Here is a 16,037-nt window from a genome sequence, read left to right on the forward strand (position 1 = left end):
AGGACCACTGGAACCGCAAGGTTCGACTGAACATCTGAGCAGTATCCGAAACCGGAAGCATTCATGGTGAACGACATGACACTCAATCTCAGACTTCCCTCGGCAGCAGCGCTGCTGGCGGCCACCACGGCGATCCCCGCCGCGGCTGAAGTGAAATACGAAAACAACTCGGGCGGATATGTCCTTCTGTACGGGCAACTGAGCCCGGCAATCATCTCGGTGGATGATGGGCAGGATACTGACACCCGCCTTCTGGACAACGACCTGTCCAACAGCCGCGTCGGCCTGAGCCTGCTGCAGCCCTTCGGACAGAACGAGTTCACCTTTCGCTTCGAGACCGCGCTGGGTCTGCCGAACTCGACCGAGTGGAACCAGAACGGCACCAATTTCAGCGGCTGGACCCGTGAAGACATCCGCTATGTCGATTTCGGGCTGAAGGGCAGCTGGGGTAAATTCTCGGCCGGTCAGGGCAGCATGGCATCGGACGGGGCGGCGCAAACCGACCTGTCCTATGTGGGGACGGCGCTGTATTCCTATACGGCCGACGAAAACTCGGGCTTCTTCTACCGTGGAACCAACGGGGCCCTGAGTGGCATAACCGTGGGCGATAGCACCAGCAACTTTGACGGCGCGCGCCGCGGCCGCGTGCGGTATGACACCCCTGACTTCAGCGGATTCTCGGCCAGCTTCGCCTATGGCCAAAACATCCTGTCCAGCAGCGATGACGACGACTATTACGACGTGGCGGTGAACTACAACAACACCTTCGCCGGTGGTGTCGAGTTTGCGGCCAGCCTCGCCTATGCCGTGCGCGACTTCGACAATGGGTCGGGCGAGCGCAACGATACCGTGGGGTCGGCCTCGGTGCTGCTGCCCAGCGGGTTCAGCTTTACCGCGGCGGCCGGCAGCCGTGACAACGTCGCAGGCCAGAGCGACCCGAGTTTCTGGTACACCAAGATCGCCTATGAAGGCGACTGGGTGTCCTGGGGCAAGACGGGCGTCGGCATCGACTATTATGATGGGTCGGACTTCGACACTGACGGCTCCAGCACTGAATCCTGGGGCATCGCCGTGGTCCAGCGGATCGACAGCATCAACACCGATGCCTACCTGAAATACCGCAACCACGATTTCGACGACGGCACATCGTTCGACAAGAACGAAGCCTGGGTTCTGGGCGCGCGCTGGAAGTTCTGATCGCGTCAAACCGTCAATCCAAGCGCCCCGGCCCGGTCCGGGGCGTTTTTTGTAGGGCAGGGCGGCAAATCGGAGCCGAACAGGCACCTTGCCCCTTGCCCTTCGGCGGCTGGGCAAATAGAAGGCGTCAAATTTGCCCGGCGCGCCCGTTTTGCGCGCCCCGAATCCTATGGGGACTACCAGAATGCAGGTTACCGAGACGCTGAACGAAGGTCTGAAACGCGGCTACAACATCGTTGTCACCGCCGCCGAGCTGGACGAGAAGGTCAACGAGAAACTGGCCGAAGCCCAGCCGGAAATCGAGATGAAAGGTTTCCGCAAAGGCAAGGTGCCGATGGCGCTGCTGAAAAAGCAGTTCGGCCAGCGTCTGCTTGGCGAAGCCATGCAAGAGACCATCGATGGCGCCATGAATAAGCATTTCGAGGAGAGCGGCGACCGTCCCGCCCTGCAGCCCCAGGTCAAGATGACCAACGAGGACTGGAAAGAAGGCGACGACGTTCACGTCGAGATGACCTACGAGGCGCTGCCGGAAATCCCCGAGGTTGATCTGAAGTCCGTTAAGCTGGAAAAGCTGGTGGTCAAGGCCGACGACGCCGCCGTGGAAGAGGCTCTGAAGAACCTGGCCGAAACCGCGCAGGATTTCAAAGCCCGCCGCAAGGGCTCGAAGGCGAAAGAGGGCGATCAGGTCGTCATCGATTTTGTCGGCAAGATTGACGGTGAGCCCTTCGAAGGCGGTTCGGCCGAAGACTATCCGCTGGTTCTGGGATCGAACAGCTTCATCCCCGGTTTCGAGGATCAACTGGTCGGCGTGAAGGCCGAAGAGGTGAAGGACGTGACCGTGTCCTTCCCTGAGGAATACGGAGCCGAACACCTGGCCGGCAAAGAGGCCGTGTTCACCTGCACCGTGAAAGAGGTGAAAGAGCCCGTCGCAGCCGAGATCAACGACGAGCTGGCCCAGAAATTTGGTGCCGAGGATCTGGACGCGCTGAAAAAGCAGATCGCCGAGCGCCTGGAAGCCGAATATGCCGGCGCCTCGCGAGCGGTGATGAAGCGCGCCCTGCTGGACGAGCTGGATAAGATGGTGTCGTTCGATCTGCCGCCGACCCTTGTCGAGGCTGAAGCCAAGCAGATCGCGCACCAGCTGTGGCACGAAGAGAACCCCGACGTCCAGGGCCATGATCACGAAGAGATCGAGCCCACCGAAGAGCACACCAAGCTGGCCGAGCGCCGCGTGCGCTTGGGCCTGCTGCTTGCCGAACTGGGCCAGAAGGCCGAGGTGGAGGTCACCGATGCCGAGATGACCCAGGCGATCATGAACCAGGCCCGCCAGTATCCGGGGCAAGAGCGTCAGTTCTTCGAATTCGTTCAGCAGAATGCTCAGATGCAGCAGCAACTGCGCGCGCCGATCTTCGAAGACAAGGTCGTCGACTATGTGGTCGAACTGGCCGATGTCACCGAGAAGGAGGTCGGCAAGGACGACCTGCAGAAGGCCGTCGAAGCGCTGGAAGAGGAATAACAATCTCCGTCAGCCGGAAACCGATTGACCGTAATGTTCAAAGGCCCCCGCGCAGGGGGCCTTTTCTTTTGTCTGCCCCGTGTCAGAAGACCCCCCCAAATAAAAAGCGGAGCCGCCTGGAATGGGGCGGCTCCGCATGGGTGGCTTTTGTTCTTATGAGGTGAGGGGGTCAGGCCTCATGAGCAAAAGCACGGGGGGTCTGAAGGAGAGCTGTTTTCTGTTCGGGCGTGAACTGGTCCGACAGCGCCTCGATAAGGTTCAGCACGGCCTGGCGTTCAGATTCGGTCTTGGCCGCGGCCATCTGTTCGACGAAATAGGTTTCGAGCTCGGACAGGGGTTTGTGATCCCGGTTCGCCGGCGACAATTGCGTTGTCTCGATTCTGTCGAACAGGTCGCGGGCCTGCTGGTCGCTCAGGAACACGTCATGGTCGATTCCCGCGTAGTTCCGGATGGACGTGATCCGCTCTTCCGAGCAATCCATCAGGGCAGCCATGGCTACAACCTTGCCCATCGGTTTGGCTGTTCCGACATAGTCATACGGCGCATTGCCCGAACGTTGCAGGACGCGGTTCATGACCGGGTCGATGACGGCCACTGCGTCCATGACGCCGGCTTCCATCGCGTATTCGAAGGAACCGATCATGACCTCGCTGGTAACATAGGACACTGAGTTCTTGCCCCGTCCGCGACCAAGTTTCTTTGTATCGACACAGAAACGCGTCGCTTCCCACACTTGGGCGCTGCGGATCGGCGGCTCACCATCCAAGATCGAGTTGAACACATCGGCCAGCATATGCGGACCGGTCGTCTGCAAGAGACGCATACAGCCGACAACATCGCCCTCGTCGCTGATGCTGACAACATGGGCAGGATTGAGGTCGTCGAAATGATCGCGTTCCCGGCCATCCTTAATGTTTACTTCCCAGCCCAAGCGATCCCCGAAAACGCGTGCGCGCAGCTTGAACATTTCGTCCAGGACGTCTTTGAATTTGTGCTGGTTGATACCATCAATTACGATGATCATTCCATCCCCCTACAGTCTGGTTACCGTGAAGTTGAGATTAACCAACTTTGGAAACATGACTATTGGGGATTTCCCGTAATTTTCTGCCTTAATTCGGTCAGCCGGGGTAGATCAAGCCCAGGCCGATGGCTCGGCCGATCGCCTGCGCAGTGGTCAGAGCGCCAAGTTTCTCGCGTCCGGACCGCAAGTGGACTTCGACCGTACGATGAGAAATGCACAGAATATCTCCGATATCCTGCTGTGACTTGCCTTCGGCAACCCATTGCAGAATCTCTTTTTCGCGCGAGGACAGAGTTGGCAGGTACAAGGCTTTGGCCAGAACCCCCGATTGCATCACCGTGTCATGCGCCTGAACCGCCGCCATCTGAAGGTCGCCCATGACATGGCGTTTGAGCTTTTTCCATTCCGAATCCGAGCAGTCTTTGGTGACGCTCAGCAGCCCGCACTCGCCGTAAGGACCGCGGACGGGGACGGTCAGGCCCCGGTCGGTGATTCCAAAATCATGTGCATCGCGGAATACCGCATTGAACTTGTCATCGTGGTTGAAACGGCTCCAATCGACCGGCGCGATGCTCAGGGCCGATTGGTACAGAGTGGGATCAAGATGATGATAGCCCTGCGTCCCATAATGTATCTTCCATTCTTCTGGATAGTTGGCATAGCCTTGCACGTCACCCTTCACGGGATGCGTGGTGGCATAGGACGCATAGTCGAAGCCGAGTTCGTTACAGACAGAATCAATGATGTCGAAGGCCGACCGTTCCCCATGGTCAATCGCGGCCAAGTCGATAAGTTTCACCAGTCCAACCTTTGTTCCGTTGGCATTTTCCCCCGAAATGCCGGTTCTGTCCCTTTAATGTATCGACGTTGCGTCAAGTGTTGAGCAAGACGCAAGCTTTTTGTGCATATCATATTGTCGTTTTGGGTGCCATTGCCAACGGTCGGAGCGAATTTTTTGAAACCGTCGAGCGGGATCGCCGCATTGCGGATCGTCATGATCGGATCGCGCCGTAGCCTGATGACCCCGATAAGTCGGGACGCAGTCCCGTTTCCACCAGCATGCCGCGCGCCTTGGCCTCGGGGTAGTAGCCCTTGGCATAAAGAAATATGGCCCGATCCATGTCGCCGTCCGACAGCATCCAGGCGCCCCGCAGGTATTTCCCGGCAAACTCGAGATTGGTGTCGGCATCCAGCAACCCCTCGGGCTTGCCCTTGTAACCCATTGATCTTGCAGTCGCAGGCAGGATCTGCAGCAGGCCGTAATACGGTCGGTTCACGGCCCAAGGGCGGTGGGTACTCTCGCGGATTGCCAGTTTGTGCACCAATTCCCGTGGCAGCCCGTAGTGGTCGGCCCACTTGTTGATCGATGCCCTCAATTGGGGTGTTTCGTTCGGGTAGAGCGGCGGATCGAATGTCGCGGTGCGCGATACCACGTCCGGGTTCGGGGTGCCGCACGCAGCCAAAGGCGCAACCATAAGCAATTTCAGAAAACCGCGGCGATATTTGTCGGGCATGGGGCTCTCCTGTCACTTTGCGACCATGATAAGATTGCAACACCGCGCTGCAAGCAGAGGGCAGGGCGTCGGCTGAATGCTGCCCGATCGGCCAGCAAAAGAAAAAGGCCACGCGTCTGCGCGGCCTTTCCCAAAACAGGTTCGTCGAGAACTCAGGCCTTGGCTTCGTCGCCTTCGGCCGGGGCCTCAGCGGCCAGATCTTCATCGTCCGAAGCGGCAGAGCCGATGTCGTCGAACAGTTCGGCGATCTCGAAATCGGCAGCTGCCTCTTCCTCGGCGGCCAGTTCCTGGATCGATTTGCCCGAGGCCTGCAGTTCGGCTTCTTCTTCCGAACGGGCGACGTTCAGCTTGATCTCGACCTCAACCTCGGGGTGCAGGCGCACTGCAACGGTGTGCAGGCCCAGTTCCTTGATCGGGGCAACCAGCGCGACCTGCTTCTTGTCGACGCTGAAACCGGCTGCGGTTGCGGCTTCGGCGGCGTCACGCGGGGTGACCGAGCCGTACAGCGCGCCAGCGTCCGACGCCGAGCGAATCACGATGAACTGCTGACCGTCCAGCTTTTCGGCCAAGGCTTCGGCTTCTTTCTTGGTTTCCAGGTTGCGCGCTTCCAGCTGCGCTTTCTGGGCTTCGAAGGATGCGATGTTGGCTTCCGATGCGCTCAGAGCCTTGCCCTGGGGCAGCAGGTAGTTGCGCGCGTAGCCGGGCTTGACGTCGACGACATCGCCCATCTGACCCAGTTTCGCGACGCGTTCCAGAAGGATAACTTGCATGTCAGTCTCTCCTTACTTCACGGCGTAGGGCAGCAGGGCGAGGAAGCGGGCGCGCTTGATGGCGCGGGCCAGTTCACGCTGCTTCTTGGCCGAAACGGCGGTGATGCGCGACGGAACGATCTTGCCGCGCTCGGAAATGTAGCGCTGCAGCAGACGGGTGTCCTTGTAATCGATCTTGGGCGCGTTGTCGCCCGAGAACGGGCAGACCTTGCGGCGGCGGAAAAACGGTTTTGCGGCCATGGTTTGGTGTCCTTTCCTCAGGCGTTGATCAACGGCGCTCGCGGCGGCCTTCGCGCTCGTCGCGCTTCTGCATCTGAACCGACGGGCCTTCTTCGTGTTCATCGACCTTGATGGTCAGAACACGCATCACGTCGTCATGCAGGCGCATCAGGCGCTCCATCTCCTGAACGGCGCCGGCGGGGGCGTCGGTCTTCAGGAAGGCATAGTGGCCCTTGCGGTTTTTGTTGATCTTGTAGGCCATCGTCTTGACGCCCCAGTACTCGCTGTCGACGAGCTTGCCGCCGTTGTCAGCCAGTACGGTGCCAAAGTGTTCGATCAGGCCCTCGGCCTGCGCGTTGGACAGGTCCTGACGCGCGATCATTACATGCTCATACAGTGGCATGTTCACTCCTGTTTTTATCAAGGCGCATTTCATAGGCGGGGCCAGAACCCTTCGCGACCCTGCCACGAGAGGCTGCGCGATTCATGCGATTTGCGAAGGATGGCTCGGTATACACGTTTCTGGCGGGGGGGCAAGACCTGTCGGGGTTTGCGTCTGGGGCCGCCGTTTTTCCACCCCATTAACACCCCGCCGCCCAATTCCTGACGCTTTTCGAGCCGACTCTTTCGACAAATCCGGCACCCACTGGGGCCACTGAACACGGACATGGACAGGGTAGAAGAAGATGGCGGTCACGAACACCAACACGTTCCAGCAGGCACAGACCGGCAAGGCCTATGAAAAATCGGTGCCGGTGCTGATCACCTTCGCTCCAAACTGGAAGGCGCGGCTGGTGCTGTTTCGCGTGGTCGGCGCAGCGCTGATCATGGCGGCTTTCTCGATGTGGCTGATGCCGGGGTCGATTTCCGGTGCAGAGGTCTGGGGGTTCAAGCTGACCGTCTCGATGCTGTTCCTGCTGTTGGGGGTCAGCCTGCTGACGATCGAAGTGCTGGACCCGCGTCCCGACGCCTATTTCGATCCGATCCGCCGCGAAGTGCGGGTTTTGCAAAAAAATGGAAACGGTCGCCCCCAAACCGTTCTGCGCCGGTCCTACGAAAGCCTGGGCGGCGCCCGCTTTGCCGACGACCAGGTAGAACTGTTCGAGGTGGATGGCAGCCTGTTGATGAAGCTGCCCTTGCAATCGGCGGATGTCAGCCGAGCGCTCAAGGGTCAACTGAGCGGAAACGTGACGATTTTCGCCTGAAACTCGGTCTGTTCAAAAAAGAACAGAACTTGTGAGATTTAAATGGATTGTGTGCCGCCCATGGGCGGCACATTTTCTTTGGCAAGCAACCCAGTGGGTTTGCGTTTACATTATTTTTGGAGATCGACATGAAAACCACCCTTCTTGCAGCCGCGCTTGCCGCCACTGCCACCGCTGCCTTCGCCGCGCCCGAGAAATACGTTCTGGACTCCAGCCACAGTCAGGTGATCTTCAGCTACAATCATCTGGGCTTTTCGACCACCACCGGCATGTTCTCGGGCTTTGAGGGCGAGATCATGTTCGACCAGGAAGACCCCGCCGCGTCTAGCGTGACCGTGTCGATGCCGGTCATGTCGATGATCACCGGCTGGAAGCCGCGCGAAGATCACTTCATGTCCGAAGACTTCTTTGCAGCGACCGAGGACGAGATGGTGACTTTTACCTCGACCAGCATCGAGGTGACCGGTGAGACCACCGCCAAGATCACCGGCGACCTGACGTTGAACGGCGTGACCAAGCCGGTTGTTCTGGACGCCAAGCTGAACCAGGTGGGCGAGCACCCGATGGCTGGCAAGCCCTGGGCAGGCTTTGACGCGACCACGACACTGGTGCGCAGCGACTTCGGCCTGGGAAAGTTCGCGCCGTTCGTCAGTGATGAAGTTGCAATCCAGATTTCGATCGAGGCGCAGAAGGCCGACTGATCCGTTCCAGGATGTGAAAGAGAAAACCGCCGGCGGCCTGCGCCTCGGCGGTTTTTTCATGCACGCGGCGCGTTTATTCGGCGCTGCGCGTAGAGGTCAGATTGACTGCGACGGTAACGCCAAAGGCCAGCGAATCCTCCTGTGGCAGGGTCTCGCCAATGCCGAAATCCAGCCGATTCAGATCGACCGAGCCCGACATCCGCGCTGTGTCGCCCTGCAGGTCGAGGGCGAAGGGCAGCACGATGTCGACGGACTGGCCGCGGATGGTCAACGGGCCACGCGCCTCGTAGCCGGTCTCGGTCTTGACCAGATCGGCCTGGAACCGGGCGGTGGGAAATTGGGCAGCGTCGAAGAAATCGGGGGCCATGGCCTGATCTGTCACGCTGCCCAGGCTCAGCGAGCCGATCGACACCGTCACGTCCACGGTCCCCGCCGGCCCCGGCGCACCAGGGTCGTCGAAGTTGATGGCGGCCGTCCAATCGGCAAACCGGCCGGTCACCGGGTTGCCCAACTGGGTGATCGTGATCGCCAATTCGCCGTCCTGCACCTGCCAGTCCGATTGAACCTCTGCCAATTCTGTAGAGCCAGCATCGGCCTGAGTCCCCGTGCCAAGCATCCCGGTCGCCCAGCCGCCCGCCAGTACCGCGACCCAGACGACCGCTGCCGCAGCTGCCGGCGCCGCAGAATGTGTCTGGTCAGGCGGGGTCGGCGCGTCGGACCGCCCCGGCAGCATCCGGCGCAGGGTCGAATCCTTATCGATGACGTGGTGCTTGAGCGCTCCCGCCACGTGCAGAAACAGGGCGACCACCAGCACCAGCATGAACAGCCAATGCAGCGCGGCCATCAATTCGGCGAGGTGCGGAGATTTCGGCACCAGCGGCAGGTTCTGTCCGAATGGCCACAGGATGGGCGCAAAGCCCTCGGTCGCGGCATGGTCGATCCAGCCCGACAGCGGAACCAGCACCAAAGACCCGTACAGCAGCCAATGCACCGCATCGGCGGCGAAGGCCTCGGGCTTGTTGTCGGCGTTCAGCAGACCCGGCTTGGGTTGGCTGAGCGCCCACAGGATGCGCGCCAGTGCCACGAAGAACACCGTGATCCCGACGGTCTTGTGCAGCGAAAAAAGGCGGGCGGCGCGGGCGATGTCGGCCTCGGACGAGGGGATCGCCGGGTCTGAGATCGCATGTGCCAGGTCACTGGCGATCCAGCCGAGCGGTAGCGCGGTAAAGATCAGCAGGGCTGTCACCCAGTGAAAGGTCTTGGTCACGCTGCCATAGCTGGCAGGGGTGTTGGTCAGGGGCATGGGTGGTACGCTCCGGAATTGGCTTCTGCGCCAAGGTAGCGGCCCCGCGGGGCGACACAATAGCGTGCTGCGCACAGACAGGGTGCCATAATGCAGAGTGCAGGCAAAGCTTGTGCCAGACCGCCACTCGGTTTACACCCCGCGCAACCTGACGTCATCCAAGAGGTCGCAATGACAATCGCGTTTGTTTTTCCGGGGCAGGGCGCCCAGACCATCGGCATGGGCAAGGCGCTGGCCAATACCTATCCCGCCGCCAAAGCCGTGTTCGACGAGGTGGACGAGGCGCTGGGCGAGAAGCTGAGTACCCTGATCTGGGAGGGCGACATCGAAACCCTGACCCTGACGCAGAACACGCAGCCGGCGCTGATGGCCACGTCGATTGCGGCGATGCGCGCGCTGGAGTTCGAGGGCGTTCAGGTCACTCGGGCGGCTTTCGTCGCGGGCCATTCTTTGGGTGAATATTCGGCTCTGGCTGCGGCCGGCGCGCTCAGCGTGGCCGACACGGCTCGCCTGTTGCGCACCCGCGGTCAGGCCATGCAAAGCGCCGTGCCGGTGGGCGAGGGCGCGATGGCCGCGATCCTGGGGCTGGACCTGGATGCGGTGCGTGCCGTGGCCGAGGAAGCGGCACAGGGCGACGTGTGCCAAGCCGCCAACGACAACGATCCCACGCAGGTCGTGGTGTCGGGGGCGAAGGCTGCCGTCGAACGCGCTGCCGAGATCGCGAAGGCAAGGGGCGCCAAGCGTGCCGTGATGCTGCCGGTCAGCGCCCCGTTCCATTGCGCCCTAATGCGGCCCGCCGCCGAAGCGATGGCCGAAGCGCTGGCAAGCGTCGAAATCAAGGCGCCGGCTGTTCCTCTGGTGGCCAATGTCCGCGCCGAGGCGGTGACCGATCCCGACCTGATCCGGCAATTGCTGGTCGAACAGGTCACCGGTTCGGTCCGCTGGCGCGAATCCGTTCAGTACATGGTGGCCCAAGGCGTGACCGAAGCTTGGGAGATAGGCGCGGGCAAGGCGCTGTCGGGCATGATCCGCAAGATCGATCGGGCCGTGGCCTGCACCGCCGTTGGCACGCCGGAAGACGTTCAAAAAGCGCTGCAGGCAGGCGAATAACCTAAAGTTGGTCCGACAGGACACTCGAAAAGGATACAGGTATGTTTGATTTGACTGGAAAATGCGCTCTGATCACCGGGGCTTCGGGCGGGATCGGGGGCGAGATCGCACGCACCTTGCACGCCGCAGGGGCCACTGTGGGCCTGTCGGGCACGCGCGTAGAGCCGCTGCAGAAACTGGCGGATGAACTGGGCGAGCGTGCTCATGTACTGCCGTGCAACCTCGGTGACGCCGAGGCCGTGGCCGCGCTGCCGAAGCAGGCCGCCGAGGCCATGGGGTCCGTTGATATTCTGGTCAACAACGCAGGGATAACCCGCGACAACATTTTCATGCGCATGTCTGATGAGGAATGGCAGAGCGTGATCGACGTGAACCTAACCGCGACCGCCAAGCTGTGCAAAGGCGTTCTGCGGGGCATGATGAAGGCGCGTTGGGGGCGCATCATCAACATCTCGTCCGTTGTCGGTGCAACCGGCAACCCGGGTCAGGTGAACTATGCCGCGTCCAAGGCGGGCATGGTCGGCATGACCAAGTCGCTGGCCTACGAGGTCGCAAGCCGGGGCATAACAGCAAATGCGGTTGCGCCGGGTTTCATCACGACCGCGATGACCGAAAAGCTGACCGACGACCAGAAGGCCGGCATCCTGGCGCAGGTGCCCGCCGGTCGGATGGGCGAACCGTCGGAAATCGCGGCGGCCGTGCTGTATCTGGCAAGCCCCGAGGCGGGCTATGTGACGGGAACCACCTTGCATGTGAACGGCGGCATGGCCATGTTGTAGGCGCATCGCGGGGCAGGTGCGAAAGCGTTTGCCTCTTGCGTCGTCTGTGCTATAGGCGGCGCATGTAATTAGGGGTCGGTCGTTCAGGTCGGCCTTCTACTTTCCCGGAGACCCGGGACCCAAACCGCCCGGATCGGGCAAATCAAGGCCACCCCGAGCGGGCAAGGGCAGAACCGGGCAGACCGCCCTGAAATGGAATGAGGAATAGACATGAGCGACGTCGCAGATCGCGTTAAAAAGATCGTTGTTGAGCACCTGGGTGTTGAAGAGGACAAAGTCACCGAGAACGCGTCCTTCATCGACGATCTGGGCGCGGACAGCCTGGACACCGTTGAACTGGTCATGGCTTTCGAAGAAGAGTTCGGCATCGAGATCCCCGATGATGCAGCCGAAACCATCCAGACCTTCGGCGACGCCGTGAAGTTCATCAGCGAAGCTTCCTGATCGCTTTGAATTATTGGGAAAACGGCGCTTCCGGGCAACGGAGGCGCCGTTTTTCTTTGCGCCGGCCATTTCCAGCTTGCCTCGCACGGCCAGGATTTGCTCTGCTCTGGATGTAGGCAGGTTCTGAACGGGCAAGGGCATGATAAGATCCACCCCGACGATCAATACCGCGCGGCTGACCCTGCGCGGGATGCGACCCGAGGATTTCGAGCGGTTCGCCCAGATCTGGCGCGACCCAGATGTCGTGCGTCATATCGGCGGCAAGCCCCGCACACGCGGCGAGGCCTGGGATTCCTTTCTGCGCAATGCGGGCCATTGGCAGATGGCCGGGTTCGGCCAATGGGGCGTGCTGCTGCAATCGAATCGCACTTTGATAGGTCAGGCGGGGTTCTTTTTCGGGAACCGCTGTCTGGGCGAGGACTTCGACACCTTCCCCGAAGCCGGCTGGGTCCTGGCGCCCGAGGCGCATGGGCAAGGCTACGGGTTCGAGGCCGCGCAGGCCGCGCATGACTGGTTCGACCGGATCATGCCGGGTCCGCTGGTGGCGATGATAGATGCCGATCATCAACCGTCGCAGCGACTGGCCGCCAGGCTGGGCTATGTCGCACTGCGCGAAACCCGGTTTCGCGACACGACCGTCAAACTGTTTCGTCGGGATGGCCCGCCCGCGCGTTTCTGAAACGCAACTTTCCGCTTGTTGCCGCAAATGGCTCTCGGTTTGCCGAAACTGGGAAGCGAAGGCCGTTGGCGGCCGCCTATGCTATCGTGGAAATCCGGAACGACTGGGCAGAGGAGTTGGCTCATGAGGATCTATCCCACGATGGAATTGCAGAATGGGCGGTGCGTAACCCTGGAAAAGGGCCGCCTGGACGAGGCGCTGATCTGGCATGTCGATCCGGTGGAAACCGCCCAAGGCTGGGCCGCGGCGGGGGCGGAATGGATGCACCTGACCGATTTCGACGCGATCGAAGGTTGCGACACGAACTCTGTGCTTGTCGAGCAGATCATCCGCAGCGCCGAACTGCCTGTTCAACTGGCGGGCGGGTTCCGCTCGCGCGAGCAGGTCGAGCGTTGGATCGACAAAGGGGCGGGCCGCATCGTAATCGGCACCCTGGCGGCGCGTGATCCCCATCTGTTCAAAGAGTTGGCCAAGCTATACCCAGACCAGATCGTGTTGGCCGTGGACGTGTGGCAGGGTTACGTGATGACGGACGGCTGGCGCACCCAAAGTGCGTTCACCCCGGAGGCTTTCATCGAAGCGTTTGCCGATGCTCCGCTGGCTGCCATTCTGGTCACCGATATCGACAGCGACATGGAGGATGTCGAGGCGCAGCTGGGCCTGATTTCGGGGCTGGCCGCGCATTCGCGCACACCGGTGATCGCCAGCGGCGTCGTGCGCAGCAGCGACGACATCTCGCGTCTGGCGTACATCCCCAATATCTCGGGTGCTTTGGTCGGGCGGGCGCTGTTCCGCAAGACGGTCGACTTGTCCGAGGCTTTGGCGGTAGCCAAAACCGCCCATGAACCTGTAGCGCAATTCCAGTAACGCAACAAATCCGTCCGGGCCGCCTCTGACAGGTTGTCGGGGGCAGTTCCTGTAGTTTTGCCTTGGCCGTGCGCGGTGTGCGCCGCGAGTGCGGGCGGCAGGCTGCCGGTGCGGAATACGCTGTTGCTCTTGCCCCCGGACCCTTGGCCGGGGTATGAGCGGTTCTCAAACAGCAAGCAGGCAAGAGGCATTTCATGCGCAGAGTCGTTGTAACCGGTCTGGGATTGGTCACTCCACTGGCCAGCGGGGTCGAGGAAACCTGGTCGCGGCTGCTGGCCGGAGAGTCGGGTGCCGGCCCGATCACCTTGTTCGATGCCGAAGCCGCAGGGGTCACCACGACCTATGCCTGCGAGGTACCCCGCGGTGACGGGACCAACGGGACCTTCAACCCCGATGACTGGATGCCGCCCAAGGAACAGCGCAAGATCGAGGATTTCATCCTGTATTCGATCGCTGCGGCCGAGATGGCCTGCAAGGACGCGAACTGGCTGCCCGAGGACGAGGAAGAGCGTCTGCGCACCGGCGTTCTGATCGGGTCAGGCATCGGTGGTCTGGGCTCGATCGCTGAGACCGCCAACCTGATCCGCGACAAGGGGCCGCGCCGCGTGTCGCCGTTTTTCATCCCGGGCGCGCTGATCAACCTGGCCTCGGGTCAGGTCTCGATCCGCTTTGGCTTCAAGGGTCCGAACCATTCGGTCGTGACCGCCTGTTCGACCGGTGCCCACGCGATCGGCGATGCCAGCCGTATCATCCGCTCGGGCGATGCCGACGTGATGATCGCCGGCGGCGGCGAGGGCTGCATCTGCGAGATCGGTATTGCCGGCTTCAACGCCTGTAAGGCATTGTCGACCAAATATGCCGATAACCCCAAGGCCGCCAGCCGCCCCTATGACGTCGATCGCGACGGTTTCGTGATGGGCGAGGGCGCCGGAATCGTGGTTTTGGAAGAATACGAGCACGCCGTGGCCCGCGGCGCCAAGATCTATGCCGAGGTTCTGGGCTATGGCATGTCGGGCGACGCCTATCACATCACCGCGCCGGCCGAGGATGGCGACGGGGCGGAGCGCTCGATGAAGGCGGCGCTGCGCAACGCGGGGCTCGAGCCGAAGGATCTGGACTATATCAACGCGCATGGCACCTCGACCATGGCCGACACGATCGAATTGGCCGCGGTTGAACGCCTGCTGGGCGAATACGCTAGCAAGGCGACGATGAGTTCGACCAAATCGGCCACCGGTCACCTGCTGGGGGCCGCAGGCGCGATCGAGGCGATCTTCTCTATCCTGGCGATCCGCGATCAGGTGGCCCCGCCGACGATAAACCTGGACAACCCCGAGGTGGAAACGCCGATTGACCTGGCGCCGAATACCAAGCGCGAGCGTGAAATAAACGTGGCGCTGTCGAACTCGTTTGGGTTCGGCGGTACCAATGCCAGTGTGATTTTCGGAAAGGCGAAATAGATGTGGCGCGCGCTGGCCTCGAACATGCTGACCCTGCTGGTGGTCGGGATGTTCCTGCTGGGCGGGCTGATCCTGTGGGGGCAGTCGCAGTACAAGGCTGAAGGCCCTCTGGAAACCGCGATCTGCCTGCAGGTCAAAAGCGGTAGCAACATGACCGGCGTCAGCCGCCAGTTGGAAGATCAGGGCGCGATCAGCAGTGCCACGATCTTTCGCTTGGCCGCCGACTACACAGACAAGGCGCAGCGGCTGAAGGCGGGCAGCTTTCTGATCCCCGAAGGTGCCTCGATGGCCGAGATCATCGACGAGATCACCCGCAGCGGCGCCAGCACCTGTGGCACCGAGATCGAATATCGCATCGGCGTGACCCGGACGCAGATCCGCGTGCGTGAACTGGACCCGGCGACGCTGGAGTTTGTCGAGATCGCCTTGTTCGTGGTGGGTGAAGAGGACGCGCCGGAGATCTACCAGGAAAAGCGGAACAATCCTGACACGCGCTATCGCGTGTCCGTGGCCGAGGGTGTGACCAGCTGGCAGGTGGTCGAGGGGCTGAAGGCGGCGGACGCGTTGACCGGAGAGGTGGCCGAACTGCCGCCCGAAGGCATGCTGGCCCCCGACAGCTATGAGATTTCGCCCGGTGACGACCGCACCGCGCTGCTGCAACAGATGCAGGACAAACAGCAGACCCGCATCGCTCAGGTCTGGGAGACCCGTCAAGACGGTCTGCCGATCGAGACGCCGGAGGAGATGCTGATCCTGGCCTCGATCATCGAGAAGGAGACCGGCATCCCGGAAGAGCGCGGCCAGGTGGCCAGCGTTTTCATCAACCGTTTGCGCAAGGGCATGAAGCTGCAGACCGATCCCACGGTGATCTATGGTGTGACCAAGGGGCAGGGCGTTCTGGGCCGGGGTCTGCGGCGCAGCGAACTGCGGCGGGCGACCCCGTGGAACACCTATCTGATCGATGGATTGCCGCCCACGCCGATTGCCAACCCGGGACTGGCCAGCTTGCAGGCCGCCGTCGCACCGGACGAGACCGACTATGTCTTCTTCGTGGCTGATGGAACCGGCGGACATGCCTTTGCGGAAACTCTGCAGGAGCACAACCGCAATGTCGCCAAGTGGCGTGAGATCGAGGCCGAAAGGAACGGGTCGGGGAACTGATCCGCGCGGGCCCGAGCAAGGGTGATTAGGCCGAATAAGACGATCTGTCTGGTTTGAACGTTCGACGAGTATTCAGGACTCGATGGCC

Annotated in this window: 18 protein-coding genes; 11 read left to right on the plus strand and 7 right to left on the minus strand. The window is 61.4% G+C overall.

Features of this window, described 5'->3' with window-relative positions; genetic code table 11:
* The first annotated feature begins 75 nt into the window (after positions 1-75).
* Both AC2FMD_RS05695 and tig read left to right on the plus strand, forming a co-directional pair.
* Positions 76-1,197 carry a porin gene (locus AC2FMD_RS05695; protein ID WP_496740817.1) on the plus strand — a complete coding sequence of 374 codons (1,122 nt, stop codon included), beginning with the start codon at positions 76-78 and terminating at the stop codon, positions 1,195-1,197.
* Positions 1,198-1,381: 184 nt separating this feature from the next.
* The gene (gene tig, locus AC2FMD_RS05700; RefSeq protein WP_496681325.1) at positions 1,382-2,713 is read left to right on the plus strand and encodes a trigger factor; all 1,332 of its coding nucleotides are present in this window, start codon (positions 1,382-1,384) and stop codon (positions 2,711-2,713) included.
* 169 nt (positions 2,714-2,882) lie between these two features.
* Here the strand turns inward: tig and AC2FMD_RS05705 are convergent, their stop codons facing one another.
* The 6 genes from AC2FMD_RS05705 to rpsF all read right to left on the minus strand — a co-directional run bounded on the left by AC2FMD_RS05705 (position 2,883) and on the right by rpsF (position 6,643).
* A complete protein-coding gene (locus AC2FMD_RS05705) occupies positions 2,883-3,737 on the minus strand; it encodes an acyl-homoserine-lactone synthase (RefSeq protein ID WP_496681309.1) in 855 nt (284 codons plus the stop codon).
* A gap of 97 nt (positions 3,738-3,834) precedes the next feature.
* Positions 3,835-4,536 (minus strand): helix-turn-helix transcriptional regulator, encoded by a 702-nt coding sequence (locus AC2FMD_RS05710; RefSeq protein ID WP_496681312.1) that lies wholly within the window; start codon positions 4,534-4,536, stop codon positions 3,835-3,837.
* 193 nt (positions 4,537-4,729) lie between these two features.
* Positions 4,730-5,251 (minus strand): transglycosylase SLT domain-containing protein, encoded by a 522-nt coding sequence (locus tag AC2FMD_RS05715; RefSeq protein WP_496740815.1) that lies wholly within the window; start codon positions 5,249-5,251, stop codon positions 4,730-4,732.
* A 152-nt stretch (positions 5,252-5,403) separates the two neighbouring features.
* Positions 5,404-6,021, minus strand: coding sequence for a 50S ribosomal protein L9 (gene rplI / locus AC2FMD_RS05720; protein WP_496681315.1), 618 nt, complete (start codon positions 6,019-6,021; stop codon positions 5,404-5,406).
* A gap of 12 nt (positions 6,022-6,033) precedes the next feature.
* Positions 6,034-6,261: a 30S ribosomal protein S18 gene (gene rpsR / locus AC2FMD_RS05725; RefSeq protein ID WP_005982441.1), complete on the minus strand. Its 228-nt coding sequence runs from the start codon at positions 6,259-6,261 to the stop codon at positions 6,034-6,036.
* Positions 6,262-6,289: 28 nt separating this feature from the next.
* Entirely contained in the window at positions 6,290-6,643 is a 354-nt protein-coding gene (gene rpsF, locus AC2FMD_RS05730; protein ID WP_149774836.1) for a 30S ribosomal protein S6, read from the minus strand.
* Between the two features lie 283 nt (positions 6,644-6,926).
* Here rpsF and AC2FMD_RS05735 point away from each other — a divergent pair, with 283 nt between their 5' ends.
* Both AC2FMD_RS05735 and AC2FMD_RS05740 read left to right on the plus strand, forming a co-directional pair.
* Positions 6,927-7,445, plus strand: coding sequence for a hypothetical protein (locus tag AC2FMD_RS05735; RefSeq protein WP_496740813.1), 519 nt, complete (start codon positions 6,927-6,929; stop codon positions 7,443-7,445).
* A 128-nt stretch (positions 7,446-7,573) separates the two neighbouring features.
* Entirely contained in the window at positions 7,574-8,146 is a 573-nt protein-coding gene (locus tag AC2FMD_RS05740) for a YceI family protein (protein ID WP_496681320.1), read from the plus strand.
* A 73-nt stretch (positions 8,147-8,219) separates the two neighbouring features.
* Here the strand turns inward: AC2FMD_RS05740 and AC2FMD_RS05745 are convergent, their stop codons facing one another.
* A complete protein-coding gene (locus AC2FMD_RS05745; protein WP_496740811.1) occupies positions 8,220-9,449 on the minus strand; it encodes a cytochrome b/b6 domain-containing protein in 1,230 nt (409 codons plus the stop codon).
* A 171-nt stretch (positions 9,450-9,620) separates the two neighbouring features.
* On the opposite strand from AC2FMD_RS05745, the gene fabD reads away from it, so the two are divergent.
* The 7 genes from fabD to mltG all read left to right on the plus strand — a co-directional run bounded on the left by fabD (position 9,621) and on the right by mltG (position 15,949).
* Complete coding sequence (gene fabD, locus AC2FMD_RS05750; RefSeq protein WP_496794786.1) at positions 9,621-10,559, plus strand: ACP S-malonyltransferase; 939 nt, start codon at positions 9,621-9,623, stop codon at positions 10,557-10,559.
* A gap of 41 nt (positions 10,560-10,600) precedes the next feature.
* A complete protein-coding gene (gene fabG, locus AC2FMD_RS05755) occupies positions 10,601-11,338 on the plus strand; it encodes a 3-oxoacyl-[acyl-carrier-protein] reductase (protein WP_496681068.1) in 738 nt (245 codons plus the stop codon).
* 210 nt (positions 11,339-11,548) lie between these two features.
* On the plus strand, positions 11,549-11,782 hold the full coding sequence (locus AC2FMD_RS05760) for an acyl carrier protein (RefSeq protein ID WP_005982462.1): 234 nt from the start codon (positions 11,549-11,551) through the stop codon (positions 11,780-11,782).
* A gap of 139 nt (positions 11,783-11,921) precedes the next feature.
* Positions 11,922-12,461, plus strand: coding sequence for a GNAT family N-acetyltransferase (locus AC2FMD_RS05765; RefSeq protein WP_496740807.1), 540 nt, complete (start codon positions 11,922-11,924; stop codon positions 12,459-12,461).
* Between the two features lie 123 nt (positions 12,462-12,584).
* Positions 12,585-13,328 (plus strand): 1-(5-phosphoribosyl)-5-[(5-phosphoribosylamino)methylideneamino]imidazole-4-carboxamide isomerase, encoded by a 744-nt coding sequence (locus tag AC2FMD_RS05770; protein ID WP_496740805.1) that lies wholly within the window; start codon positions 12,585-12,587, stop codon positions 13,326-13,328.
* 194 nt (positions 13,329-13,522) lie between these two features.
* A complete protein-coding gene (fabF, locus tag AC2FMD_RS05775) occupies positions 13,523-14,788 on the plus strand; it encodes a beta-ketoacyl-ACP synthase II (RefSeq protein WP_496740803.1) in 1,266 nt (421 codons plus the stop codon).
* The gene (gene mltG, locus AC2FMD_RS05780; protein ID WP_496740801.1) at positions 14,789-15,949 is read left to right on the plus strand and encodes an endolytic transglycosylase MltG; all 1,161 of its coding nucleotides are present in this window, start codon (positions 14,789-14,791) and stop codon (positions 15,947-15,949) included.
* Positions 15,950-16,037: the final 88 nt, after the last annotated feature.

It is taken from the genome of Ruegeria sp. BHSC276, assembly GCF_059612945.1.